The organism is Streptomyces sp. NPDC059477, from assembly GCF_042749375.1.
Taxonomy (GTDB): domain Bacteria; phylum Actinomycetota; class Actinomycetes; order Streptomycetales; family Streptomycetaceae; genus Streptomyces.
In genome coordinates this window covers 55005-80571 of sequence record NZ_JBHYUG010000018.1, presented here as the reverse complement: position 1 = coordinate 80571, position 25567 = coordinate 55005, and the positions used below count along the sequence as shown (strand labels likewise).

Annotated in this window: 22 protein-coding genes and 1 riboswitch; of the genes, 12 read left to right on the top strand and 10 right to left on the bottom strand. The window is 70.3% G+C overall.

Annotated features, from left to right (window positions below; all coding sequences use genetic code 11):
- Positions 1-400: 400 nt before the first annotated feature.
- From ACFXAZ_RS12575 to ACFXAZ_RS12565, 3 genes are all read left to right on the top strand, one after another.
- Positions 401-1513 carry a LacI family DNA-binding transcriptional regulator gene (locus ACFXAZ_RS12575; RefSeq protein WP_382682511.1) on the top strand — a complete coding sequence of 371 codons (1113 nt, stop codon included), beginning with the start codon at positions 401-403 and terminating at the stop codon, positions 1511-1513.
- 620 nt (positions 1514-2133) lie between these two features.
- Positions 2134-3252, top strand: a complete 1119-nt coding sequence (locus ACFXAZ_RS12570; protein ID WP_384588551.1) for a metallophosphoesterase family protein — start codon at positions 2134-2136, stop codon at positions 3250-3252.
- Positions 3253-3487: 235 nt separating this feature from the next.
- Complete coding sequence (locus ACFXAZ_RS12565; RefSeq protein ID WP_384588547.1) at positions 3488-4348, top strand: hypothetical protein; 861 nt, start codon at positions 3488-3490, stop codon at positions 4346-4348.
- 249 nt (positions 4349-4597) lie between these two features.
- On the opposite strand, the gene ACFXAZ_RS12560 is transcribed toward ACFXAZ_RS12565, so the two are convergent.
- Both ACFXAZ_RS12560 and thiC read right to left on the bottom strand, forming a co-directional pair.
- Positions 4598-6055 carry a VWA domain-containing protein gene (locus ACFXAZ_RS12560; RefSeq protein ID WP_384588544.1) on the bottom strand — a complete coding sequence of 486 codons (1458 nt, stop codon included), beginning with the start codon at positions 6053-6055 and terminating at the stop codon, positions 4598-4600.
- Between the two features lie 150 nt (positions 6056-6205).
- Positions 6206-8041 (bottom strand): phosphomethylpyrimidine synthase ThiC, encoded by a 1836-nt coding sequence (gene thiC, locus ACFXAZ_RS12555; protein ID WP_384588541.1) that lies wholly within the window; start codon positions 8039-8041, stop codon positions 6206-6208.
- Positions 8034-8223, bottom strand: a riboswitch (TPP riboswitch). (Overlaps the previous gene by 8 nt.)
- 458 nt (positions 8224-8681) lie before the next feature.
- On the opposite strand from thiC, the gene ACFXAZ_RS12550 reads away from it, so the two are divergent.
- Complete coding sequence (locus tag ACFXAZ_RS12550; RefSeq protein WP_384588538.1) at positions 8682-10316, top strand: YibE/F family protein; 1635 nt, start codon at positions 8682-8684, stop codon at positions 10314-10316.
- 212 nt (positions 10317-10528) lie between these two features.
- On the opposite strand, the gene ACFXAZ_RS12545 is transcribed toward ACFXAZ_RS12550, so the two are convergent.
- The 4 genes from ACFXAZ_RS12545 to ACFXAZ_RS12530 all read right to left on the bottom strand — a co-directional run bounded on the left by ACFXAZ_RS12545 (position 10529) and on the right by ACFXAZ_RS12530 (position 13102).
- Positions 10529-10975 carry an SsgA family sporulation/cell division regulator gene (locus tag ACFXAZ_RS12545; RefSeq protein ID WP_384588535.1) on the bottom strand — a complete coding sequence of 149 codons (447 nt, stop codon included), beginning with the start codon at positions 10973-10975 and terminating at the stop codon, positions 10529-10531.
- 99 nt (positions 10976-11074) lie between these two features.
- Positions 11075-11809 carry an IclR family transcriptional regulator gene (locus ACFXAZ_RS12540; RefSeq protein ID WP_384588618.1) on the bottom strand — a complete coding sequence of 245 codons (735 nt, stop codon included), beginning with the start codon at positions 11807-11809 and terminating at the stop codon, positions 11075-11077.
- Between the two features lie 439 nt (positions 11810-12248).
- A complete protein-coding gene (locus ACFXAZ_RS12535) occupies positions 12249-12461 on the bottom strand; it encodes a DUF5326 family protein (RefSeq protein WP_384588532.1) in 213 nt (70 codons plus the stop codon).
- A 323-nt stretch (positions 12462-12784) separates the two neighbouring features.
- Positions 12785-13102: a cupin domain-containing protein gene (locus ACFXAZ_RS12530; RefSeq protein ID WP_382682876.1), complete on the bottom strand. Its 318-nt coding sequence runs from the start codon at positions 13100-13102 to the stop codon at positions 12785-12787.
- Between the two features lie 58 nt (positions 13103-13160).
- Here ACFXAZ_RS12530 and ACFXAZ_RS12525 point away from each other — a divergent pair, with 58 nt between their 5' ends.
- The 5 genes from ACFXAZ_RS12525 (at position 13161) to ACFXAZ_RS12505 (ending at position 17080) form a co-directional block, all read left to right on the top strand.
- Positions 13161-13538 carry a phage holin family protein gene (locus ACFXAZ_RS12525; RefSeq protein ID WP_384588529.1) on the top strand — a complete coding sequence of 126 codons (378 nt, stop codon included), beginning with the start codon at positions 13161-13163 and terminating at the stop codon, positions 13536-13538.
- A 104-nt stretch (positions 13539-13642) separates the two neighbouring features.
- Positions 13643-14134 (top strand): low molecular weight protein-tyrosine-phosphatase, encoded by a 492-nt coding sequence (locus ACFXAZ_RS12520; RefSeq protein WP_384588525.1) that lies wholly within the window; start codon positions 13643-13645, stop codon positions 14132-14134.
- Complete coding sequence (locus tag ACFXAZ_RS12515) at positions 14131-15285, top strand: cystathionine gamma-lyase (RefSeq protein ID WP_384588522.1); 1155 nt, start codon at positions 14131-14133, stop codon at positions 15283-15285. The genes ACFXAZ_RS12520 and ACFXAZ_RS12515 overlap by 4 nt, the downstream gene beginning before the upstream one ends.
- A 251-nt stretch (positions 15286-15536) precedes the next feature.
- A complete protein-coding gene (locus ACFXAZ_RS12510) occupies positions 15537-16442 on the top strand; it encodes a LysR family transcriptional regulator (protein ID WP_384588519.1) in 906 nt (301 codons plus the stop codon).
- A 155-nt stretch (positions 16443-16597) separates the two neighbouring features.
- The gene (locus tag ACFXAZ_RS12505) at positions 16598-17080 is read left to right on the top strand and encodes an NUDIX domain-containing protein (protein ID WP_382682539.1); all 483 of its coding nucleotides are present in this window, start codon (positions 16598-16600) and stop codon (positions 17078-17080) included.
- A gap of 58 nt (positions 17081-17138) precedes the next feature.
- On the opposite strand, the gene ACFXAZ_RS12500 is transcribed toward ACFXAZ_RS12505, so the two are convergent.
- Positions 17139-18734 carry a globin domain-containing protein gene (locus tag ACFXAZ_RS12500; RefSeq protein WP_384588615.1) on the bottom strand — a complete coding sequence of 532 codons (1596 nt, stop codon included), beginning with the start codon at positions 18732-18734 and terminating at the stop codon, positions 17139-17141.
- A 754-nt stretch (positions 18735-19488) separates the two neighbouring features.
- Complete coding sequence (locus ACFXAZ_RS12495; protein WP_384588515.1) at positions 19489-20121, bottom strand: HAD family hydrolase; 633 nt, start codon at positions 20119-20121, stop codon at positions 19489-19491.
- A gap of 353 nt (positions 20122-20474) precedes the next feature.
- On the opposite strand from ACFXAZ_RS12495, the gene ACFXAZ_RS12490 reads away from it, so the two are divergent.
- Positions 20475-21341 carry a GNAT family N-acetyltransferase gene (locus ACFXAZ_RS12490; protein ID WP_384588512.1) on the top strand — a complete coding sequence of 289 codons (867 nt, stop codon included), beginning with the start codon at positions 20475-20477 and terminating at the stop codon, positions 21339-21341.
- A gap of 211 nt (positions 21342-21552) precedes the next feature.
- Here the strand turns inward: ACFXAZ_RS12490 and ACFXAZ_RS12485 are convergent, their stop codons facing one another.
- Entirely contained in the window at positions 21553-22812 is a 1260-nt protein-coding gene (locus ACFXAZ_RS12485; protein WP_384588509.1) for an MFS transporter, read from the bottom strand.
- Positions 22813-22955: 143 nt separating this feature from the next.
- On the opposite strand from ACFXAZ_RS12485, the gene ACFXAZ_RS12480 reads away from it, so the two are divergent.
- Complete coding sequence (locus tag ACFXAZ_RS12480) at positions 22956-23423, top strand: MarR family winged helix-turn-helix transcriptional regulator (RefSeq protein ID WP_384588506.1); 468 nt, start codon at positions 22956-22958, stop codon at positions 23421-23423.
- Between the two features lie 9 nt (positions 23424-23432).
- Positions 23433-23885 (top strand): GNAT family N-acetyltransferase, encoded by a 453-nt coding sequence (locus ACFXAZ_RS12475; RefSeq protein WP_384588503.1) that lies wholly within the window; start codon positions 23433-23435, stop codon positions 23883-23885.
- Positions 23886-24138: 253 nt separating this feature from the next.
- Here ACFXAZ_RS12475 and ACFXAZ_RS12470 read toward each other — a convergent pair whose 3' ends face one another.
- Positions 24139-25536, bottom strand: coding sequence for a serine hydrolase domain-containing protein (locus tag ACFXAZ_RS12470; RefSeq protein WP_384588500.1), 1398 nt, complete (start codon positions 25534-25536; stop codon positions 24139-24141).
- Positions 25537-25567: the final 31 nt, after the last annotated feature.

Sequence of the window (25567 nt, the reverse complement as noted above, 5' to 3'; positions counted from 1 at the left end):
CAAGATCCCGGGCCCGCCGCGACTAGCGCCCGGTGCCGCACATGTCCCCGACGTTCACCGGCTCTCCGCGCTTCGTTCGAGTCGGCCTCACCCGTCACACCGGCATCAAGGGCATCACCGTACGAACATGTACGAATCCGGGGGGCGCCTCACATATATCTATGCGCCGGTGGCTCACGCCGTGGCGCGCATCCCCCGTGAAGGTGAGTTGAGACCTCTTCGAAACATCGAGCACTTGGCAGGCGGGCGCTCGCCGACAAGTCACGTACTGCACCACGAGCCGCCAAGTCCCTTACATTCCAAGGCATTTACTCCCGAACGACCTTGCAGAAACGTGCCTGTCAACGGGTGCATATGCGCCCGCACTACCCCACCGCCTGAGCCCTACTATCGGCTCGCCATGACAGCAGCAGGGAAGCACCAGGTGAGCCGCGCGGAAACCTCACGTCGAGGCAGCCGGCCGGGCCGGGCGGGCATCAGAGACGTGGCCGCCGCCGCCGGAGTGTCCATCACGACCGTCTCCGACGCACTGAACGGCAAGGGCAGACTTCCCGATGCCACCCGACGCCATGTCCGGGAGGTCGCCGAGCGGCTCGGTTACCGCCCCTCGGCGGCGGCCCGGACCCTCCGTACCGGCAAGTCGGGACTGATCGGCCTGACCGTGACGACGTACGGGGATGAACCTTTCACCTTCACCGAGTTCGCGTACTTCGCCGAGATGGCCAGGGCCGCCACCTCCGCCGCGCTCGCCCGCGGCTATGCCCTGGTCATCCTGCCCGCGACCTCGCGACACGACGTCTGGTCGAACGTCGCCCTCGACGGCACGGTCGTCGTCGATCCGTCCGATCAGGACCCGGTGGTCAGTGAGCTGGTCCGGCAGGGTTTACCCGTGGTCTCGGACGGCCGCCCGGGTGGCGCGCTGCCGGTCACCGCGTGGGTGGACAACGACCACGAAGCCGCCGTGCTCGGCATCCTCGACCACCTCGCCGACGCCGGCGCCCGCCGGATCGGCCTGCTGACCGGCACCACGACCGACACCTACACCCACCTCTCCACCACCGCATACCTTCACTGGTGCGAACGCGTGGGCCAGGACCCGGTGTATGAGGCGTACCCGGCCCACGACCCGTGCGCCGGCGCCGTCGCGGCCGACCGGCTGCTCGCCCGCCCGGACCGGCCGGACGCGGTCTACGGACTCTTCGACCCGAACGGCACCGATCTGCTGGCCGCCGCCCGCCGCTACGGCCTGCGGGTCCCGGAAGACCTTCTCCTCGTGTGCTGTAGCGAATCCACGGTGTACGCCAGCACCGAGCCGCCCATCACCACGCTCTCGCTGAAGCCGCGCCGCATCGGCACGGCCGTGGTCCAGCTGCTCATCGACGCCATCGAGGGCGTCGAATCCGACCGGCCCCTTGAGCAGGTGATACCGACGGAACTGATCATCCGGACCTCGTCCCAGCGACGGCCACCGCGCACGACGGTGAGCCCGCCGAGGTCACCGGAGCGGCGGTAGCCCCGCCGGGGCGGTGACGCGGGCACGGAAGTCGCAAGGGCGGGACCGACGGTCGTCGGGTCCCGCCCTTGGCGTGTCGACGGCGAGACGGCGAGAGTGGGTGTGGGTGCGTTGGAGGGATGTATCGGGCGGAGGCGGGCCGGTGCGGGTACCTCTGCCGGGGTACGTCGGCGGAGGTGTCTCGGCGAGGAGGGCTCGGGCACTGGCGACCCTGCACCGCTGCTGTCCCGGCGGGTCGGCGCGAATCCCACGGTGTCGGTGCCACCGCTGTCCCGACGTACCGACACGGACCCGTCGACGACCGTGGCCCCGTTGTCCCGGCGGGTCGGCATGACCCCGTCGGTGGCCGTGGCACTGCCGTCCCGGCGGGCCGGTGTGACCCCATTGGTGGCCGTGGCCCCGTTGTCCCGGCGGGTCGGTGTCATCCGGTCGGTGGCAGTGGCGCCCCGCGGAGGGCGGGCAAAGCCCGGCCCAATCGGGGCGAAAGCCGCGGTGAACAGGAGTCTTGGCCCGATTCACCACCCCTGGGTCATCACATGGCACGATCCGCATTCCTATGATGGGCCCACGGCACCGCGGGCCGCTGCGACCAGGCAGTCCGAGGCGGTGCACAGGCGGCGATGGTGGAGGGGTCGATGACTCAGGGGGCCGGTCAGGGACCCGAGGTGGAGCGGACGGCGACGTTGCGCGACTTCCGGGTGCCCGCGTACGTCCATGAGGCCGGCCCGTACGCCCCCAGCACACACCCCGGTGAAGCCGCCGGCCCCGGCGCCGGCGGGCCCGTCCCCCAACCCGTCGAAGAACCCGAGGGGTACACGCCGACCCAGCGTGACCTGCCGGTCATCAGGCGGGGGGACACTCTCCAGATGACCGTCGATCCGGCCGCGGACCCCGGGCCCGCCGCACCTCCCGACCTCGGCCCCGGCCCGCTCTACGTCGTCGGCGACGTACACGGCTACCTCGACGAACTCGTCGCCGCTCTCCAGGACAAGGGCCTGATCGACGACGCCGGGCAGTGGTGCGCGGGCACCACCCGGCTGTGGTTCCTCGGCGACTTCACCGATCGCGGCCCCGACGGCATCGGTGTCATCGACCTGGTGATGCGGCTGTCCGCCGAGGCCGCGGCGGCGGGCGGCTACTGCAAGGCGCTGATGGGCAATCACGAACTGCTGCTCATCGGTGCCAAGCGGTTCGGCGACACCCCTGTCAACTCCGGCGCGGGCACGGCCACCTTCCAGGCCGCCTGGCTGCTCAATGGCGGCCAGAAGTCCGACATGGACCGCCTCCAGGACCATCACCTCCAGTGGATGGCCCGCCTGGACGCGGTCGAAGAGGTCGACAGCCATCTGCTCGTCCACTCCGACACCACCGCCTACCTCGACTACGGCCGGTCCATCGAAGAAGTCAATGACACCGTCCGCGAGACCCTCACCCGCAACGATCCGGACGAAGTCTGGGACCTCTTCCGCAAGTTCACCAAGCGCTTCTCCTTCCGCGACGAGGGCGGCGCCGACGCCGTGCGCTCACTCCTCGATACGTACGGCGGCACCCGGATCGTTCACGGTCACAGCCCGATTCCGTATCTGCTCGGCGAGGTCGGCTCCGAGGAGGGCGAGGACAGTGCCGGGCCGACGGTCGAGGGGCCGCATCTGTACGCCGGCGGGCTCGCCATCGCCATGGACGGCGGAGTGACCATGGCCGGGAAGCTGCTGGTGCAGCAACTTCCCCTGGATGTCTGACCCCTGCCCGATGCATACCTGAGCGATTCCGGGGCAGGCGACCCCTCCCCTGCCCTCGCTTCAGGCCCCACCGGAACCGCGAACCAGGGCGCAGAACACCAGGCAATTTCGGTAAACCCCCTGTCACCGTGTGCCGTCACCGCTCTACCATCGGCTTATCCGTAGCAGGCTCCCCTCCGTTTCTGCCCGACGGCTCGTCCGCATGCGAGCCCCAAGCCCTACGGAGCATCGGGGGATGCACATGAACAGCGTTCCGCAGCACCTGCTGAGCGAGGACCGCCAAGAGTACGAGCGGATCCTCGATGAGGCGCTGCGCTCCGCACCACACCGTCCGGAGCTGGCCGCGGTCGGCCAGCGGCTCAACCCGGAACAACTGCGCACCATGGCACTCAACGCCACGTCTCTGATCACGGCCGCCGCGGCAACCGAGTACCAGCACTATGTGAAGGTCCGTGAGGAACTGCGCCACCCGGCGCCCACCCCGTCGTCCGTCCGCGGCTCCGGCTCCACCGAGTCGGGTCCGGGCTCGGTGGGGCTCGCCGCCACCATGGGAGAGGTCGCCGAACCGGCCGGCGCGGGTGCCGTCGCCGTCGTCGCGGTCCTGGCTCCCGTCCTCGCCGGCACGGCCGCGGCGATATTTCTGCTGGTCGGCTACCTCCTGAGGATGGTCGCGCCCGATCTGACGTTCGGCGAGACCCTGCTCACCACGGGCTGGGTGTTCGGTGCCATCACCGCCGTGGCGATCCTGGTCGCCGCCGTCGGACTGCTGATCACCGCACTGCGCAACCGGCCGTCCCGGGAGAGCGGCGCCTACGGCGAACCGAACGGGGAGGTGGCACTGGCCAGGGAAGCCTGGCGCGAAGCGCTCCTGGAGCGCGGCGTCATGCCGTTCCTGCGCGACGCGCTCGCCGGCCCCGGCCCGGCCGCCCTGTACGGTACGACGCCGTCCGCGCCGACCGGCCGCATGCCGCACCTGGGCTACGACCGCCCCGGCTTCACCAGCCCCGGCGACGGGTCCTCGGGCTCACGCCCGAGTTTCAGCAGCCCGGACTACACCAGCCCGGACTTCGGGGGGCCGGACCACAAGCCGGAGTAGTCCGCCTTCTGTGTCCACAAGCGCTCCCGCACGGACGCCGAAGGACCGGAACCGAGCCGGGTATGCCTGCCGAAGAGGCGGGACACCCGACCGGTGACGGTCCCTACGGGTCCGTGCCGGGGGCGTCTGCGTGAGTGGCCCATGCCCAACCTCCGGCCGACGGGAACCCACCCCCCTGCCTCACGGGGAACCCGACCCCCGGCTCACAGGTACCCACCCCTCCGGCCTTCGGGAACCCCGCCCCGGGGCTCACATGATCCCGGCGCGCCCCGCTGCCGTGATCCAGCTCGGGAACTCCGACAGCAGCCGGTCGTACAGCTCCGCGTCGGCCACCGTGCTGATGTCGTCCACAGCGAAGAACCCGACATTGTCGACCCGGCGGCCGGTCAGGGTGTCGAACCGCTCCAGCACCCCGTAGTTCGACTTCCCCAGCCCCACGAACTGCCAGAAGACCGGCTCCTCCACCGCCTCCCTCAGCTCTTTCTCGATCTGCGCGTTGCGATAGACACCCCCGTCGGAGAAGAACAGCACCAGCGTGGGTGCCGCGGCCGGATTCTCCCTGACATAGCTTCTTATCTGGGCGATCACCTTCTGTTCCTCGTTCTGGATGCCTATGGCGCGCATGTCCACCTGCCCCGGCTGAAGCCCTCGCTGCGGCTTCTTGCGCCCGAAGAGGCTCAACTGACCGACCCGCACATGCAGTCGCAGCCACTCGGGCAGCTCCCCCAGCCGCAGATCGGGCAGCCGCGCGGCGTTCGACGCGAACGTCCATGCCTGCATCTCCCCGTCGTCGTCCAACTGCGCCGCCACGGCCGCCATCCGCTCGACCACATCGGCGACCACCCCGCGCGAGTACAGGTACGACATCGACCCGGAGGCATCGAGCACGAGGATCACCCGTGCGACGACCCCCTCGGCGCCATGCTTGCGCAGACTGACCGCCACCTGCTCCTTGCGCAGGGACAGCCGCTTGCGCATGTCCACGGGCAGCTTCTCCTCACCCTTGGTGAGGCGGGGCCCACCCGGACTCGGCGTGACCGGCGCCGCCGGGGGAGGCGACGTCGCGGGAGTCGCCGGAGGCGGGACCACCGGGGTTGCCGGAGGCGCGCTCACCGGAGCCGCCGAAGGCGGATTCACAGGCGCCGCCGGCACGTCCGCGGCGGCCGACTGCTCCTCCTCATCGACTCTGATCCCGAAGTCCGTCGCCAGCCCGGCGAGACCGGAGTCGTACCCCTGCCCCACCGCACGGAACTTCCATCGCCCCTGCCGCCGGTACAGCTCACCGCCGATGAACGCGGTCTCGGTCGTCGCCGCCATCTCGAACCGGGCCAGCTCCGCCGACGTCCCGGCGTCCAGCAGCCGCAGGGTCAGCCCCGGCACCTGCCCGAAGGTCCCGCCGTCGGCCGAGGCGCACAGCACGACCCGCTCGACCCCCGGCTCCAGCTCGCCGAGGCGTACCCCGACCGTGTCCGTCATGCCCGGCTCCGCCTGCCGCTTCCCGAGGTGGGTCACGGCGCCGGAGGCGTGCTGCGGCTGGTTGTAGAAGACGAAGTCGACGTCGTCCCGCACCCTCCCCGCCGCGGTGAGCAGCAGCGCGGACGCGTCCACATCCGGCACACCGGGCCCCCCGGACCAGCACAGCTCGACCCGCACCTCGGCGGAGTCGACCGGAAGGTTGGCACCCTTGCTCAGCGAACTCGATGTCATTCCCCCAGTCTGCCGACGCCCCGAAGCCCTGACGCCCCCTCGCCCGTATCTCTCCCACAACTCTCCCGCCGCTTCCGCGGGGAACCGGACGACGGGTAGCCGTCCGAGGTGCCCACGGTCACCGGTCCGTGGGCACCGTGTCACGGAAGGTCAGTCGGCGAGGGGCAGGTACACCCGGTTGCCGGCCGCCGCGAATTCCTGGGACTTCTGGGCCATGCCCTCCTCGATCTCCGCTTTGGTGCCGCCGTGTTCGCGGCGGATGTCCTGTGAGATCTTCATGCTGCAGAACTTCGGGCCGCACATGGAGCAGAAGTGGGCCGTCTTGGCGGGTTCTGCCGGCAGGGTCTCGTCGTGGAACTCACGGGCCGTGTCCGGGTCGAGGGCCAGATTGAACTGGTCCTCCCAGCGGAATTCGAAGCGGGCGTCGGACAGCGCGTCGTCCCAGTCCTGTGCTCCGGGGTGCCCCTTGGCGAGGTCGGCTGCGTGGGCGGCGATCTTGTAGGTGATGACGCCGGTCTTGACGTCGTCACGGTTGGGCAGGCCCAGGTGTTCCTTGGGCGTGACATAGCAGAGCATGGCCGTGCCCCACCAGGCGATCATCGCGGCACCGATACCGGAGGTGATGTGGTCGTACGCCGGCGCGACGTCCGTCGTCAGCGGGCCGAGCGTATAGAACGGAGCTTCATCACAGATCTCCTGCTGAAGGTCGATGTTCTCCTTGATCTTGTGCATCGGGACGTGTCCCGGGCCTTCGATCATCGTCTGTACATCAAAACGCTTCGCGATCCGGTTGAGTTCCCCGAGCGTGCCCAACTCCGCGAACTGCGCTTCGTCGTTGGCGTCCGCGATCGAGCCCGGCCGTAGACCGTCACCCAGCGAGTAGGTGATGTCGTAGGCGGCGAGGATCTCGCAGAGTTCCTCGAAGTTCTCGTACAGGAACGATTCTTTGTGGTGGGCCAGGCACCAGGCCGCCATGATCGAGCCGCCGCGCGAGACGATGCCGGTCTTGCGGTTGGCGGTGAGCGGCACGTACGGCAGCCGCACGCCCGCGTGGACGGTCATGTAGTCCACGCCCTGCTCGGCCTGCTCGATGACGGTGTCCTTGTAGATCTCCCAGGTCAGTTCCTCGGCCCGGCCGTCGACCTTCTCCAGGGCCTGGTAGAGGGGGACCGTGCCGATGGGGACGGGGGAGTTGCGCAGCACCCATTCACGGGTGGTGTGGATGTTGCGGCCGGTGGAAAGGTCCATGACCGTGTCGGCGCCCCAGCGGGTCGCCCAGGTCATCTTCTCGACCTCCTCCTCGATGGAGGAGGTGACCGCGGAGTTGCCGATGTTGGCGTTGACCTTCACCAGGAACCGTTTACCGATGATCATCGGCTCGATCTCCGGGTGGTTGATGTTGGCGGGCAGCACGGCCCGTCCCGCCGCGATCTCCTCGCGTACGACCTCGGGCGAGACGTTCTCCCGGATCGCCACGAACTCCATCTCGGGTGTGATCTCGCCCCGGCGGGCATAGGCGAGCTGGGTGACCGCGCCTGAGTCGCGGCTGCGACGTGGCTGGCGGGGGCGGCCGGGGAAGACCGCGTCGAGGTTGCGCAGCCCACCACGCGGCGAGGTGTGCTTGAGGCCGTCGTCCTCGGGACGGACGGGACGGCCCGCGTACTCCTCGGTGTCTCCGCGCGCGATGATCCAGTTCTCCCGCAGCGGAGCGAGCCCCCTGCGGACGTCGGTCTCGGCGAGCGGATCGGTGTACGGGCCCGATGTGTCGTACACGGTGACCGACTGCCCGTTGGTGAGGTGCACCTGGCGGACCGGCACGCGCAGATCGGGGCGCGAGCCCTCGACGTACGCCTTGTGCCAGCCGATGGACTTCCCGGTCTCCCCTTCGCCGGAGACCCCGTTGGTGCCGGGGTTCCCGTGTGTGGATTTCTCCGCGTCGCTGGAGGTCTGCGGGGAGGCAGGCGTGCGTGTGTCCTTGATGGTCATGAGACCTACTCCCTACGCCGGCATTACCCGGTAACAGGTTCGGCGGTCGACGCAGCGATTTCCGTCCGCCGACGTTCCATCGGATCCATCACCTGTGGTGGCTGATGTTCCACGTGAAACATCGCGAAGACGAAGGTCAGCGCCCTCTCAGCCCGGTGCTCCGAGCTCCCGCGTGTACAAAGGTGCCTCCACGCTAGCGTCAATTCGGGCGCGGTGAACAGAGGGCCCCTGCCGTTCTTGCGATGATCGGTCGGTGACCACACCGCAGGATCCCCCTTTCGCCCCGCCCGACCCGCCCCGCGGACCGGGCGGCCCTTCCGGCGCCGGCTCTGGTCCCGGCGTCGGCTCTGGTCCCGGCGTCGGCTCTGGTCCCGGCGTCGGCTCTGCTGCCGGTCCCGGCTCCGGTACCGGGGCCGACCCCCACGCGGGGCCGGACTATGAGACCGGTTCCGTGCGTCGCCTCGGGGCGCGTTCTGGGCCGGGGAGTGCGGCTGGCGAGCGGCCGGGGGGGATGTCTGGCGGGCAGGTGCCTCGTCCCGGGGGGCAGGCTCTGTCCAGCCGGCAAGGGCGTGGCTCGGGTGGTTCTCCTCACGTGCAGGATCCCGGTGCGCTTCCGGGGCAGGGCATCGGGTCGGGACCGATGCACGGCTCGTACGGTCCGAACACGGGGGCCGGGCAAGGGACGGGGCACAGCCAGGGTGGTCACGGCCACGGACACGGCCATGGACCCGGTGGTGAGTACGGCCGGGACTACGGGGTCGGCCCCGGCCCTCAGGGAAACGAGCCGGGCAATCGTCCCGACGCCGGCCACGGACCGCCGGGCCAGGGACACGGCGACGGGCCGGGCGACGAACACGGGCACGGGCACGGACCCGGTGGAGGAGGGCACGGGGGCGGGCACGGTCACAGCCACAGTCACGGCCCCGCCGCCCCCGTCTCCGTCCATCTGCGGAAGATCATCGCGGCCATCCTCGTACCGTTCGGCGTGGCCGTGCTGGTCGGGCTGGCCGTGCTGTGGCCCGGTGGCGCGCCGGCGCACGAGCGGACCGGTGTCGGGTTCGACCGGCAGACCCAGGAGGCCACGGTCACCCAGGTCGAGCAGGTGGACTGCGCCTCGGTGAACGCCTCCGGCGGCACACCGACCGGCGACACCTCCACCGCCGAGGGCTCCTCTGCCGTGCAGCAGGCGAACGGCACCTGCAAGCGGGCGACGATCCGGGTCGACACCGGCACGGACAAGGGCCGTACGTTCACGGAGATCGTGCAGCCCGATCAGACCCGTCAGCTGGAGCAGGACCAGAAGGTCATCGTCGCGTACGAGCCCTCCGCCCCCGCTGATCTCCAGTACTCGGTGGCGGACGTCAACCGGCAGGTCCCGATGGCGCTGCTCGCCGGGATCTTCGCGCTCGCCGTGGTGGTCGTCGGACGGCTGCGCGGTCTGATGGCGCTGGTGGCGCTGGCGATGAGTTTCCTGATCCTCAACTTCTTCATCCTGCCCGCCATCCTTCAGGGCTCGAACCCGCTGGTCGTGGCCGTGGTCGGGGCGAGTGCGATCATGCTGATCGCGTTGTATCTGTGCCATGGGCTGTCGGCGAGAACCTCGGTGGCGGTGCTCGGCACGCTGATCTCGCTGCTGCTGATCGGTGTCCTCGGCTCGCTGTTCATCGGCTGGGCCGCGCTCACCGGGAACACGGACGACAACACCGGCCTGATCCACGGCCTGTATCCGTCGATCGACATGAGCGGTCTGCTGCTGGCCGGGGTGATCATCGGGTCGCTCGGCGTGCTCGACGATGTGACGGTCACCCAGACCTCGGCGGTCTGGGAGCTGCACGAGGCCAATCCCACGATGGGCTGGAAGGGGCTGTACCGGGCCGGTATCCGCATCGGGCGCGACCACATCGCCTCGGTGGTCAACACCCTCGTCCTCGCCTACGCGGGCGCCGCGCTCCCCCTGCTGCTGCTCTTCTCGATCGCGCAGAGCAGCGTGGGGACGGTCGCGAACAGTGAACTGGTGGCGGCGGAGATCGTGCGGACGCTGGTCGGTTCGATCGGGCTGGTCGCCTCGGTGCCGGTGACCACCGCCCTCGCGGCCCTCGTCGTCTCGGCCGACCGCCCGGCGACGGGACGGCAGCCGGTGGGACAGGCGGTGCCCGCGGGACCCATGGGGTCGGCGGCAACACCGGGACCGTCCGGAGAGGGTTCGGCACCCGCGGGTGTACGCACTCCGGCCGCCCTCGGCCGCAGCGGACGGGGGCGACGGCGGAAGCGCTGAGGGACCCGGCCGGGGAGAGGGAAGCCCGCGCAGGAAGGACGCCGGTGTCTGGAGGCCCCTGGGATCCGGGGCCCAGGGGCCTCCGGACCCCGGGTCCCAGGGGCCTCCGCAGGGAACCGTTACTGCATGCCTCCCGAACCCCGCCCCACCCCCACGTGGGCCCACCGCCCGCCGACTGAGGAAGCGTTACGCCGCCTCGATCGGTGGACGGCTCAGCCCGCGCTCTGTTCCTCGGCCAGGATGCGGTCCAGCGCCTCGTCGAGGTGGGCGTCGAAGTCGGCGAGCGCGCCCTCCTGGCCGAGCGGGACCAGTTTGTCCGTGCGGTCGAGGAACGCCACGAGCGGTGCCGCCGAGCAGCGGAACAGGGCCTGGTCGCTGCCGACCTGAAGCCGGATCAGGATCTCGCCCAGCGTGTCGGCCTCGGCCGGTGCCACATGCACATCGCCCTCGCCGCAGGGTCCCGCGATCCCGTCGACCAGCAGCTCCCGTCCGAAGGCCCAGGTCACGGGCGCGTCCCCGGGCAGATGGAAGGTCAACCGCACGGCATAGGGATCAGGGGCCTCGTAGCGCAACTCCACCGGGATACGGAATGACAGTTCCTCGGAGACGAGAAAGCTCATCATGACCTCTGCTTGAACTGTCTGTACGGATTCGCGCATCGCCTATCCCGCCATGTACCGGTGGACTGGCCGGGAATGTACCCCGACATTTCTTGGCATCTTGCTGAACGTACACAGCAGATCACAAGGAGTGAGTTTTCAGATACTGATAGAGATCGCAAGTGACCCGAGCAGGCGACCGATCTCGTCCTGGAGTTGACGAGTGGCGGGCAGCAGCCGGTCGGCCTGCTGGGCGGGCAGCGAGAGGGCGATCGTCGCCGCCGTGCTGCCGACCGTGATGGGGATCGCGGCGCACACCGCGCCCAGCGCGTACTCCTGGCGCTCGACGACCGGCGCCATCCGCCCCGTCCGTTCCAGGCGGCGCAGCAGGGCGTCTTCGTCACGCACGGTGTACGGGGTGATGGCCCGGACGGGGTAACGGTCGAGGTGGTCACGGCGGGCGTCCTCGCCGAGCTGGGAGAGCAGGCACTGTCCGATCGCGTGCGCGTGGGCGGTCTCACGGAAGTCGGCCCATTCCTGAACCGCCGGGTTGCCCGGGGTGTCGGAGACACAGCTGATCTCGATCTCGCCCCCGCGGTACATGGCGTAGTACACGGGCGCACCGATCGAATCCCGCCAATGTGCGAGCGCCTCGACGATCGTGCTGCGACGTTTCTGCCGTGCCGCGCTGCCGCTGAGCCGCTCGGCGGCCTCGCCGAGGAAGAACAGTCCCTTGTCCCGGCGCAGGTATCCCTCGTGGCTCAGGGTGCGCAGCAGGTGGTAGGCGGTGGGCAGGGCCAGGCCGGTCTCACGGGCCAGTTGCTTGGCCGGGGCGCCGTGCTCGTGCTCGGCGACGCTCTCCAGGAGCCGCATCGCGCGCTGCACGGAGCCGATGAGGGTCGAGGGCTGTGGCTGCTGCGGGCGGCTGCCCGCCGGTTCCGCGGGCGACCGGTGCGGTTGCCGTACCGGGGGCGGCAGCGGGCGGGGGCGCACCGGGCGGGCGCCTGGCGGGATGGGCTGCTCGGGGGGTCGTACCCGAAGGGCCGGCACGGGGAGGGACCGGGCCGATGAGGTGTGTGCGCGGGGCACAGCGGATGCGCCGGTAGCGGCGGAGGGGGTGTCTACCGTGGCCAAGGGTGGCTCCCGGAGCGCGAGGGGGCGGCCCGTGCGGGGACACGGGAGGGAGGAGGGGGTGCGCCGGTGGCGAATGCTGCCGCGGCGGGTTCCGGACTTTAACTGTCCACCCTGGCCGGAAGGCGCCGCGTCCGGGAAACTTCCCTCGCCCGAGGGACCCGTGACATACGTCACCGGGCCGTCGGTAGCCCCTCCGCGCTCACCAGTCGCCGCGCGACGAGGAACTGGAGGTGAACTTCCGTACGACGTAGATCAGTCCGCCGACCAGGGCCACCAAGACCAGCAGCTTGAAGAGCAGGCCGATCACGAAGCCCAGCACGCTCGCTATCAGGCCGCCGAAGACGACCAGAGCGATGACCGGCACCGCGATCCACTTCACCCACCACGGCAGTCCCGCGAAGATCTCTCGCATCGCTCTTGTCCTTGTCTCTCCACCCGTCGGCCGTGCCGGGCCCGTTGTGCCCGCCCGGCCGACAGGTCGTGTGATGTTCTGCCTTCGATGCTAGGACGCCGGGGACGCGTACGGGGGTCTCGCGTCCCTTGTCCTCCCCTGACCGGTCCCCTAGGGAATCCGGGGGCGGCGGGTCGTTTCTGCGGCGGAGATGTGCGGGTGTGGCCCCAGGGGGCGGGGGCTGCCCGCCGCCGTGGGACCCGCTCGCCTCTCCGTGGGACCCCGCTCGCGTCTCCGAGGGGGACCCGCTCCCGTCGCCGGGAAGCCGATCCCACCGCCCTGGCTCAGCTCTCCGGCGGCGAGAAGATCACCAGTACCCGCAGGTCCTCGCTGATGTGGTGGAACTTGTGTGCCACGCCCGCCGGGACGTACACCACGCTGCCGCGCGCGACCTGGGTGGTCTCCATGCCGACGGTGATCGCGGCCCGGCCGCTGACCACGAAGTAGACCTCGTCCTGTTGGTGCGGCTGCTGCGGGTCCTGCTGGCCCGCGTCGAGCGCGTACAGGCCGGCCGACATGTTCCGCTCGCGAAGGAACTGGAGGTATGCGCCGTCATTGGCGGCACGCTCCGCCTCCAGTTCGTCCAGCCGGAATGCCTTCATCGTATTGTCGCCCTCACGCCCGTGCTCGTAGCCGATCTGGTCTGCCACGATCAGACACATGAAGAATTTCGTAGTCAAGACGATCGCCAACGCGGGCGCCCTGGCGGTCGCCGTGTGGCTGCTCGACAAGATCACGCTCACCGGGGACAGCACGGGCAAGAAGGTCGGCACGCTGCTGGTGGTCGCGCTGATCTTCGGTGTGGTGAACTTCATCGTGAAGCCGCTCGTGCAGTTGCTGAGCCTGCCGCTGCTGATCCTCACGCTGGGCCTGTTCACCCTGATCGTGAACGCCCTGATGCTGCTGCTGACCTCGTGGCTGGCCGACAAGCTCGACCTGAGTTTCCAGGTGGACGGCTTCTGGACGGCCGTCCTGGGCGGCCTGATCATCTCGATCGTGTCCTGGGCGCTGAACATGATCCTTCCTGATGGGGACTGACCCGGGACTGACCGGCAGGGACTGACCGGCAAGGACTGACCGGCAAGGACTGACCCAGCAGACCCAGCACTGACCGGCAAGGACTGAAACGAGGGCTGAACGGCATGACCTATCGCGTCTGCTTCGTCTGTACCGGCAACATCTGCCGCTCGCCGATGGCCGAATCCGTCTTCCGCGCGCGCGTGGCGGAGGCCGGGCTGGCGGACCGGGTGGTGGTCGACAGCGCCGGTACGGGCGGCTGGCACGAGGGCGATCCCGCCGACCCGCGCACGGTGTCCGTACTGGAGGCGCACGGTTACGGCGGCGGCCACTCCGCGCGGCAGTTCCAGGCGTCCTGGTTCGCCGGCCTCGATCTCGTCATCGCGCTCGACAGCGGCCATCTGAAGGTGCTGCGCGGTCTCGCGCCCACCGCGGGGGACGCCGCCAAGGTGCGGCTGCTGCGCGCGTACGACCCCACCGCGGGCGACGATCTCGACGTCCCGGACCCGTACTACGGGGGCATGGCGGGCTTCGAGGCGTGCCTTGAGATGGTGGAGGCCGCGAGCGACGGGCTGCTCGCGGCTGTGAGAGCACACCTGGAAGGGCAGGCGGCATGAGTGATTCCGCTTCGACACGCCGAGACACGCCGATGGGACACGGCACCCGCGCGGTGCATGCCGGGCTGCCGGAACCGACGGCGTTCGAGCCGGCCCTGCCGGGTCCCGTCTTCGCGGCGCACTTCCATCTGCCGGGCGAACCCACCGGACCGTACACCTACGGCCGTGACGAGAATCCCACCTGGACGCATCTGGAGCGCGCCCTGAGCGAGCTGGAGGCGCCCGGGGAGGACGACGTACAGGCGCTGGTCTTCCCGTCCGGCATGGCGGCGATCTCGGCGGTCCTCTTCTCGCAGCTGCGCGCGGGCGACGTGGCCGTCCTGCCGGACGACGGCTACCAGGTGCTGCCGCTGGTGCGCGCGCAGTTGGAGGCGTACGGCATCGAGGTGCGGACCGCGCCGACCGGGGGCGACGCCCAGCTCGGTCTCCTCGACGGCGCGAAGCTGCTGTGGATCGAGACGCCGTCCAACCCCGGGCTCGACGTGTGCGACATCCGGCGCCTCGCCGACGCGGCCCACGCGCGCGGGGTGCTCGTCGCCGTCGACAACACGCTCGCCACGCCCCTCGGACAGCGCCCCCTGGCGCTGGGCGCGGACTTCTCGGTCGCCAGCGGCACCAAGCAGCTGACCGGGCACGGAGACCTTCTGCTGGGGTACGTCACCGGCCGCGACGCCGAGGCCATGGCGGCCGTACGGCGCTGGCGGAAGATCGTCGGGGCCATCGCGGGGCCCATGGAGGCCTGGCTCGCGCACCGGTCGATCGCGACGCTCCAGTTGCGGGTCGACCGGCAGAGCGCCACGGCGCTGGCGGTCGCCGAGGCACTGCGCGACCGGCGCGAGGACCTCGCCGTGCGCTACCCGGGGCTGCCGGCCGACCCTTCCCATGCGGTGGCCTCGCGGCAGATGCGGCGCTTCGGATGCGTGGTGTCGTTCACGCTGCCCTCCCGCGCGCGTGCCGAGCGGTTCCTGGAGTCACTGCGACTGGTCGAGGACGCCACGAGCTTCGGGGGCGTACGGTCCACGGCAGAGCGCCGGGGACGCTGGGGCGGCGACGCGGTACCGGAGGGCTTCATCCGGCTGTCGGTCGGCGCGGAGGACCCGGAGGACCTGATCGCGGACGTCCTGGGGGCGCTGGACGCGTCGGCGGGGTAGACGGGCCTCGGCTTTGCGGGCGGCGGCGCGGTTCCCCCGGTCGAGGTCGCTCAGAGGGCACGGACGGTCCGAGCCTCCCCCCTCGTGGCTCGGACCGTCCCCGGCTCCGCGCGCGAAGAACCGTGCGGACAAGGCTAGTTGACTCTGAGTCAGTGTCCAATCACCGTAGCGACAGCGGCCTATCGGCATTTCTATAGTTGGGCCCCCGCCCGGGGTGGGGAGACCGGTGCGCGGGGAGGGAGAGGTGTGACATGGATCTAGCCTTGCTGCGCACGTTCGTGACCGTGCACCGGGCCGGCTCCTTCACCCGCGCCGCCGCGCTGCTGGGCCTGTCCCAGCCCGCCGTCACCTCGCAGATCCGCATGCTGGAGCGGCAGCTCGGCAGACCGCTGTTCCTGCGGCAGGCCCGCGGCGTGACCCCGACGACCATCGGCGACGAACTCGCCCACAAGGCGGCCCCGCACCTCGACGCCCTGGTGGAGATCGCCGAGACCGGCCTGGACGACGAGTCCCTGCTGCGCACGCTGTACCTCGCCGGGCCTCCGGAGTTCACCGCCGAGCGGGCGCTGCCCGCGCTCGTGGAGCTGACCGGCGAAGACGGTCAGGGTCTCGCCCTGCGGACGTCCTTCGGGACCGCCGAGGAGACTCTCGAAGGGCTCGCCGCCGGACACCACGATCTGGCCATCAGCACCGCCCGTCCACGTGGCGCGCTGCTCACGGCGACCACGCTGTGCGACGAGGAGCATGTCCTGGTCGCCGCGCCCCGCTGGGCCGGGCGGATCGGCCCCGAGAACCTGCGGCACAGGGGCGCGCCCACTCTGGAGAACCTGCCCGTCGTCGAGGTCCACGAGTCGCTGCCCTTCGTCTCCCGCTACTGGGCCTCTGTCTTCGACGCCCGGCCGTCCGCCTCGGGCACGGTGATCGTCCCGGACCTACGGGCCGTCCTCGCCTGCGCCGCCGCGGGGGCGGGCCTGGCGGTGCTGCCGCGCTATCTGTGCGGGGAGGCGTTGCGGCGCGGGGAGGTGATCGCCCTCCACGATCCGACGGTCCCGCCGCTGCGAACGTACTTCCTGGTGGTGCGCACCGGCACGCTCGCGATGCCGCACATCGCGCGGGCGCACGAGTGGTTGCAGCGGGCGGCTGCGGGGTGGGGGTGACGGGGGAGGAGTGGCGGGAGAGGAGAGAGGGAGAGGCAGACAGGCGGGGCAGGAGGGGGAGGTGAACGGCTGCTTTCCTCCGGGTTTACGGTATGAGCAGAGAGGGTGACGCTTCGCGATGTTTCACGTGGAACCAGCCGGGCCACATTTCTCCCATGACCGTCCGACCCGTGGTCAAGCGCACCGCGCGTGCCGTTCTCCTGGACGGAGATGACCTGATCCTGATCAAGCGCACCAAGCCGGGCGTCGATCCGTACTGGATCACTCCCGGCGGTGGGGTCGAACAGGACGACACAACCGTCGTCGACGCCCTGCACCGCGAGGTGTACGAGGAACTGGGCGCCAAGATCACCGATGTGGTGCCCTGCTTCGTCGACACCGTCGAGCACATCGGCGCGGACGGCGGCGCGACCGGGGTGAAGGTGCAGCACTTCTTCGTGTGCCACCTCGCCTCCATGGACCCGGCGCTGCGTCATGGGCCCGAGATGGACGAGCCCGCCGGCGAGTACGAGATCGTCCGTGTGCCGTTCACCCGGGTCGGGATCGCGTCCGTCCACCTCGTACCGCTGTCGCTGCGGCACTATCTCGACGGGAACATCGAGGGCGTACGGGCCATGCACGCGCCAGATCTGGGCTGAGTGGGCTGCGTGGGTTGAGTGGGTTGAGCTGCGGGCGGGCTGGCGGGGTGAGGGCGGTTCAGGTGCCCGCCGCCACCAGTTCCTCCAGCGAGTCGTGGCGTATGCGGTCCGAGGGGACGCCGATGTCCCTGAGGGTGTTCACACCGCTGCGGATCATGCCGGGCGGGCCGGAGAGGTAGGCGTCGTATTCCGTCCAGGGGCCGTACTCCCGCAGGACGTCCGTCAGCTGGATGTGTGCCTGCTCTTCGATGATCGCTCGGACCGAGAGCCAGGGGTGCGACTGCTGGAGGCGGAGCATCGTGTCGATGTCGTAGAGGTCGTGGTCGGTGCGGGCGCCGTAGAACACCTCCACGGGCCGCCGCTCGCCGTGCTCGGCGACGTCCTCGACCAGTGCCTTGATCGGCGCTATGCCGGTGCCGCCGCCCAGGCAGAGCAGTCCGCTGTCCGAGGTGTGGTCCACGGTCATGGAACCGGCCGGAGGGCCCAGCCGGACGACATCGCCGGGGCGGGCGCGATGGACCAGGGCGTTGGAGACCCAGCCCGCCGGGATCGCCTTGACGTGGAAGGTGAGCAGACCGTCGGAGCGGGGTGCGGAGGCGAAGGAGTAGTGCCGCCAGACCCGTGGCCACCAGGGCGTCTCCAGGCTGGCGTACTGGCCCGCGAGGAAGGGATAGGGCTGGTCGGGGCGGACGGTGAACACGGCGATGTCGGGCGTCCGCAGCTCGTGCGAGACCACCTCGGCCTGCCACCACGCCGGTGCGCGCAGTTCGTCCGCGGCGGCGGCATCGATCATCACCTGCGAGATCGTCGTGTACGCCCGCACCCAGGCGGCCTCGGTCTCCTTGTCCCACACGGACGCGGCGTGCCGGCTCAGCGCGCCGATGAGGCACTCGCCGACGGCCGGGTAGTGCTCGGCCTTGGTGCCGTACTTGCGATGTCCGCGTCCGAGGTTCTGGAGGTAGTCGACGAGGACCGCGCGGTCGTCCAGGTGCTCGGCCGCCGTCAGCAGCGCCCTGAGCAGCCGGTCCCGCTGGGCGTCCATCGCGGCCGGGAACAACTGGCGCAGATCGGGGTGACGGACGAAGAGCAGGGCGTAGAAGTACGAGGTGACCTTGTCGGCGACCGGGCCTATCTCGGCCATGGTCCGCCGGATGAGCAGGGCGTCGGGGGACCCGGGCTGCTCGCTCAGCCGGGCCAACGTCTCCGGGGGCACGGGCTGTGATGCGAGCGCCGGGGTGGGTGCGGGTGTGGATGGCGGCGCGGGTGTCGGGGGGAGTGAAGGCGGCAGCGTGGGCTGGGGGTAAGGCTGGGGTGCGGACTGCTGCGGCGCGGGGCGTTCCGGGGGCGCTGTAGACGCGGGCCGTTGAGCGGGGACGCGCTTCGCGAGGCTCGGTAGCGGGGGGTGGGTGATCGCCGGGGCCGCCGTGAGGGAGGCGGCCCCCACGAGAGCCTCTTCCGGGGATGCCGACTCGGAGTCAGAGAACGAGGGATTGGCGAGCGGCGGCTCAGTGGAAGCATCGCTCGGGGAAACGGCGCTCAGGGAAGGGGTGCGGGGGGCGGTGCCTGGGAAGGCGGCTCCTGGGGCGGCGCTACTTGGGGAGGCACCACTTGGTGCAGGCGCACCCGGGATGGCGATCGCCGGAGAGTCGGCCATCGCCCCGTCCGGTATTCGCTCCGCGGCGGCTCCCGACTCCCCCGGCCCGCCCTCGGCATCCGCAGCCGCGTCGGTGGCTTCGGCATCGGCAGTCGCGCCGGTAGCACTGTCGGCAGGCACACCGCCCGGCCCGTCCGTCAGGACGTTCGTCGACCCGTCCCTCGGGACGTTCACGTCCGACGGAGCCCCGGTCGGCGCGGAGTCGGGCTCGGGCTCGGAATCCGACGGCTGTACGTCAGCCGAAGTCGGCGACTTCCGAACCGTCCGCAGCCCGGCCAGTCGGCGCCCCTCGGCCGCCTTCGGCTCGCCGCCCGGAGCGGGAGCGGGCTGCTTGCGTGGCTTGAACCAGCCGCCCGCGCCCCCGGACGTGCCGTTGTCGGCCGACGTGGTGGTCGGAGCGTCCATGCTGTGCCTCGCCTCGAACATCTTTCGGTCGGTCGGTGCACTTCCTCGGTCGGAAGATGCCTGCTTTCCCTCGAAGACGGCGGGCCGTGGTGATCGCGCGGCCAACTCAGCCACATTCAACCCGTATGCACAGTCTGCACGGACAAGAAAGGCCAGAGTGTGACATTGGCCGCAGTACGCTCATCCGCCCTGTTTCCGGTCTCGCACCGGATCGGCGCCGCTCGCCCTCATGAGAACCGGAGTTGACCATACCGGCCATCGCCGGGCGCACAAGTACCGCCCGGCCTCGGGATGAATTCCTGGGACGGCGGTCAGGGGGCGTGCGGGGGCCAACCGTCTATTCCCTCAACTACCGGGCAGAGGACACCAATTCGTAGGCATCCGATAGATCCTTCCCCACGTAGGCATGGGTCGCGAGCCCGGACAGATGAAGGTCGGCGTTGATCGCGACGGACACCGGAACCGCGCCGAAGAGGTCCTTGTCCGACAGGGAATCCCCGTACGCGACACAGTCGGCTCGGGTCACCCCGAACTGTTCACACAGCCGATCCGCGATCCGCACTTTCGCCGCCGAGCTGAGCACTCCGGCAGGGTCCAGCGGTTCCGTGAACGGCACCGCGGGGAAACGGGATCCGAATGCGGCGTGTGCTCCCCAGCCGGTCAGCCGCTCGACGAAGAAGGACGGCGAGAGCGATATGACGGCGCAATAGTCGCCCGCGCGGCGGATCTCGGCCCAGACCTCGCGAATCCGCGCCATCCAGGGAGCAGCCTCGAAAGCCGCCGTCACGTGTGGGTCGGTCAGTCCGGACCACAGCCCATAAATCCGCTCCGCGTACTGCGGCGGGCCGATCAAGCCCGACATGATCTCCTGTTCCAGCGTCATCGTCTCGGCTTCTAAGCCGAGTTGGCGCGAGATCTCCAGGGGCGCGGACGTGCCGTACAGCAGGGTGCCGTCGAGGTCGAACAGATGCAGTCTTGGCATGGCGCCGAGGCTAGCCGCAGAGAGCCGGGGCTCTCCGCTCAGCCTGACGGCTCAGTCCAGGCAATCCCTTTCGACGGCTCAGTCGCTACGGCTCGAATTCTGCGGCTCAGTTCTGCGGCAGTTCCTGCGACTCCGTTCCTGCGACTCAGTACCTGCGACTCAGTACCTGCGGCTCAGTTCTGACGACGCCCCCGTCCGCCGACACCCGCGACGCTCGCCGTTCGCCGACGTTTCACGTGAAACACCCCCGGCCGTGGAGGCGCTGCCCACCGGGCCCCGGCGTGGCCAAATGCCGGTACGTGTCAGTCGAAACGGGTGGACGGCGGGCCCGCCCTTCGGACAGCCTGACCTGCGTGCCCACCTCTTCGCTCGCCGATCTGCCCATCCGCCGTCTGACCCGTCGCGATCTCAGGGACTGCGCCGACCTGTCCGCGGACAGGGGGTGGCCGCGCGAGGAGCACAAGTGGGGCCTGCTCCTCTCCGCCGGGCAGGGTTACGGCATCGACGATCCCGACGGCGGTCTCGTCACCGCCTGTGTCGTCACCGAGTACGGCCCGCACGGCCGCCCCGATCTCGCGGCCATCGGCATGGTGCTCGTCGCCGAGCGACATGCCCGGCAGGGCGTCGGACGCCGGTTGATGCGCCACGTCGTCGCCGAGATGGGCACCACCCCGCTGACCCTGCACGCGACCCCGAACGGGCGCCCGCTCTACGAGGAACTCGGCTTCAAGGCCACCGGCCGCGCCGAGATGCTGCGCGGGCGATTCACCCCCGGCGGGACGACGCCCCAGGTCGCCACCCGGGCCGCCACCGCAGAGGACATCTCCGCGCTGCTCCGCCTGGACGGCGCGGTGTTCGGCAGCGACCGCACGCACCTCATCACCCGGCTCCCCGCCTTCGCCGACCAGTTGCGGGTGGCCGAGGAGAACGGCCGGATCACCGGCTACGCGGCTGCCTGGCCGAACATGGACACCCAGGTCGTCGGCCCGCTGATCGCCCGCGACACGGAGACGGCGAAGGCTCTCATCACCTCCGTCGCCGCCCACTCCGAACGCCCGCTGCGCACCGACATCGACGTACGCCACACCGAGCTGCTGGCCTGGGCGCAGGAGCGCGGGCTGGCGTCCGCTTCCTTCAACACAGTGATGACGTACGGGATCGGCGAGTTGCCCGGCGACTGGAGCCGGCGGTTCGCTCCGCTGACGATCGCAGCGGGGTGAGGTGAGTTCCTTACGCGGGCGCCCGTTACGAATACAGGGACTGGCGGGCACGCCGGTACGGATTCCGGGAGCGGCGGGCGTGCTGATGCGTGTCCACTGATTCGGGGCCACTGACACGGATCCACTGATTCGGGTCCAGGTCCGGGACCACTGGCGCCAGCCGCAGGGCCGTCGGCGCTCCCAGCGGCTGGACCGGCGGGACCGGCGAAAGTCAGCGGTGGGCCGCGCCAACGCCCCGCTCACCGGCCACGGCACCGCCACCGGAGCCCACAGTGACCGATGCGACCGATGCGCCGCCTGATCCGGCGACCACCGCGCCGGGCGGCCCCGTACGGCGTTCCAGCGCGGCCGAGACCACGGCCAGGACCAGCGCCGCCGCGGCGAGCAGCCCGCCGACCCAGTTCGGGGCGGTGTAGCCGAGGCCGGCGGAGATGACCATCCCGCCGAGCCAGGCGGCGAGGGCGTTGCCCAGGTTGAACGCGCCGATGTTCACGGCCGAGGCGAGTGTCGGGGCGCCGTGCGCCTGGTCGAGGACGCGCTTCTGGAGCGGCGGGACGGTGGCGAAGCCGAGGCCGCCGATCAGGAAGACGGAGACCGCCGAGAGCACCTTGTCGTGCGCGGTGAGCGTGAAGAGCGCGAGGACGACGGCGAGGGCGCCCAGCGAGACGTACAGCATGGGCATCAGGGCTCGGTCGGCGAAGCGTCCGCCCATGAGGTTGCCGCCGACCATACCGAGGCCGAAGAGGACCAGCAGCCAAGTGACGGAGCCGTCGGCGAAGCCCGCGACGTTCGTCATCATCGGCGCGATGTAGGTGATGGCCGCGAAGACGCCGCCGAAGCCGAGGACCGTCATCGCCATGGCGAGCAGCACCTGGACGTTCTTGAACGCGGCCAGTTCGTGCCGCAGACGCACGCCTTCCGGCCTCGGTGTGTCGGGAACGAGCCTGGCGATACCGGCCAGACCGACCACGCCGAGCACGGCGACGATGCCGAAGGTGACCCGCCAGCCCACGGACTGGCCGATGAGGGTGCCCAGCGGCACCCCGACGACGTTGGCGACCGTGAGGCCGGTGAACATCATCGCGATGGCGCCGGCCTTCTTGGTCGGGGCGACCAGTTCGGCCGCGACGACCGAGCCGATGCCGAAGAAGGCGCCGTGGGCGAGCGAGGCGACCACCCGGCCGGCCAGCATGACACCGAAGGCGGGGGCCACGGCGGAGAGCAGATTGCCGACGATGAACAGTCCCATCAGCAGCATCAGCATCCGCTTGCGGGAGATCTTGGTGCCGAGGACCGTCATCAGCGGGGCGCCGGCCACCACACCGAGGGCGTAGCCGGTCACCAGGAAGCCGGCCGTGGGGATGGACACCCCGAAGTCACCGGCGACCTCGGGCAGCAAGCCCATGATCACGAACTCGGTCGTGCCGATTCCGAAGGCCCCGATCGCGAGGGCCAGGAGCGCGAGAGGCATGGGGTGAGAGACCTTCCCAGACGATTGCAGATGCTCTTTGCCTGCGTTCACATTAATTGCACACGCCGCATACTTGCAAGAGCGGGATATTGCAGCCCTGCTCTATCCTGGTCGTCAGTGGCTCCGGGACGGAGGAAACACCCATGACAGCGACGGACCCCGCGCTCACCGCCCTCGCCCAGGGCTGGTGCGCCCTCTCCCTGCTGCACGGGAGGATCGAGGCCCACATCGAGCGCGCTCTCCAGGCCGGTCACGACCTGAGCGTGCGCGAGTACTCCCTCCTGGACGTGCTCAGCAGGCAGCACGACGGCGACGAAGGCCACCTCCAGATGAAGCAGGTCGCCGACGCGGTCGTGCTGAGCCAGAGCGCCACCACTCGGCTGGTCAGCCGGCTGGAGGACCGGGGCCTGCTGGCGCGCTATCTCTGCCCGACCGACCGCCGGGGCATCTACACCAACGTCACCGAGGCGGGCCTGAAGCTGCTGGCGGAAGCGCGGCCGACGAACGACACGGCGCTCCGCGAGGCGCTGGACCAGGCGGCCCGGAATCCGGAGCTGGCACCGCTGGTGCGGGTGGTGGAGACACTGAAGGTGCCCGCACGGGCCGCGTAGGGGGCCGACATGGGAGATCTTGAGATACGCCGCGCCACGAGCGAGGACGTCCCCGCGATCGTCGGCATGCTCGCGGACGACCCGCTGGGCGCCCAGCGTGAGTCACCGGAGGACATGACCCCGTATCTGGCGGCGTTCGAGCGCATCAACGCCGACCCGAACCAGCAATTGGTCGTCGCCATCCGTGACGGGCGGGTGATCGGGACCCTTCAGCTCACGATCGTCCCCGGACTCTCACGGGAGGGTTCCACACGCTCGATCATCGAGTCCGTACGCATCCACGCCGACGAACGCGGCGACGGGCTCGGCACGCGGTTCATCGAGTGGGCGGTGGACGAGTCGCGGCGGCAGGGCTGCCGGCTGGTGCAACTGACGTCGGACGTGAGCCGCAAGGACGCGCACCGCTTCTATGAACGGCTGGGTTTCGCGGCGTCCCATGTGGGATTCAAGCTCCAGCTCTGAGTGGGACCGGTACGGGATCGGCTTGGCGGAGTGCGGCGGGCGGCGGGCGGCCGGTGTCCTGTTGGCCGACGGGGTGGGGTGTTTCACGTGAAACACCCCACCGGGCCCGTGCCCCGGGCTCCGCACCCGGGCCGCCACTCAGCAGCAGCCTACGAAGCCCGCCTCCAACCTCCACCAGCTACTGAGAGCCCAGTTAACGGGAGGACCCTCCAGAGCATCCAGGGCCTTCAGGACCCTCAGGGTCTCAGGGCCTTCAGAGCCCGCCCTGGCCGATCCCCCGCCACCCTTCCGGGTCCACGCCACCAGGCACGGGAGCCGTCTCGTCGTACGGCTGCCGGGTGAAGACGAACGACCCGAGGTCCAGGTGGCTCACGGAGCCGTCGGGCCGTCGTACGGCCTTCAGCAGCTCTCCGGCGTAGTAGCCCTCCAACCCGGTCCAGGTGCCGTCGCCGTCGGGGCGGAAGCGCGAGCGTCGGCCGTTGCCGGTGAGCGGCCCGAGGGAGATCGACCCGTCGGCGGACAGCCGCAGGGCGAAGCCGTTCGTCCCCCAGTACCACGGGCCGACCAGCTCCAGCAGCGCCGGATCGGCCTCCCGCAGCGGACGCCACGGCTCGGGGATCCGGGGCTCGGCCTCAGCGACGATACGGACCAGATCGGCGCCGATCAGGGAAGGCATCGGGCCGGAGGTGCAGTTGGTCAGCGCGACGGCGGCGACATCGTCCTCGACGCTGATGCTGAGGTTCGCCAGGAAACCCGGCAGCGAGCCCGAGTGGCCGACGAGCAGCCGTCCGTCGTGGCGCTGGAGCTGAAGGCCGAGGCCGTAGCTGGACCCGTCGACGATGTCGGCGGCCTCGCCGGGCGTGGCGGGGACGCGCATCTCCCGTACGGTCTCGGCGCTCAGCACGCGCTCGTCGCCCCGCGTCAGGAAGACGGCGAAGCGGGCCAGATCGGCTGCGGTGGACCACAGTTGCCCGGCGGAGGCCATGACGCCGAGGTCCTCAGCGGGTTCGGGGAGCAGCACGTCGGCCCAGGGATGCACCGCCCAGCCGCCCGCGTGCGGCGCCTGCGGCAGCCCGCTCGTGCGGTCGAGCCCGAGCGGCTCCAGCACCTCCCGCTTCAGCACCTCTTCCCAGGGCGCACCGCGCAGCTTCTCGACGAGGGCCCCGAGGACGCTGTAGCCGGGGTTGGAGTAGTGGAATCGGCGCCCGACGGGATGCAGGAAGGGCTGCTCACCCAGTACGTCGCTCAGCTCCGGGCGCAGGGACCCCGAGGTGCGCTCCCACCAGGGCGCCGGCGACTCCGCCGCCAGTCCGCTGGTGTGGGCGAGGAGCTGGGCGACGGTGACCTCCCCGAGCCCGGTGCCCGGGAGATGCTTCTCCACCGGATCCCCGAGATCGACCAGCCCTTCGTCCCGCAGCCGCAGTACCAGCACGGCGGTGAAGGTCTTGGAAATGGACCCGATTCTGAACTGCACGTTCTCGTCCGGCACCGCCCCGTCCACGGAACCCCGTGCCCCGGTCCACACCGTCCGCCCGCCCCGCACCACGGCCGCCACCAGCGAGGGCGCCCGCCCTTCGGCCTGTCCGACGGCGATCCGGTGCAGCAACGCACGGCGCGTCTGGGGAAGCAGTTCTTCGTGAGGAGTCGTCATACTCCCAGTCCACCTGCTGAGACGCCGAACG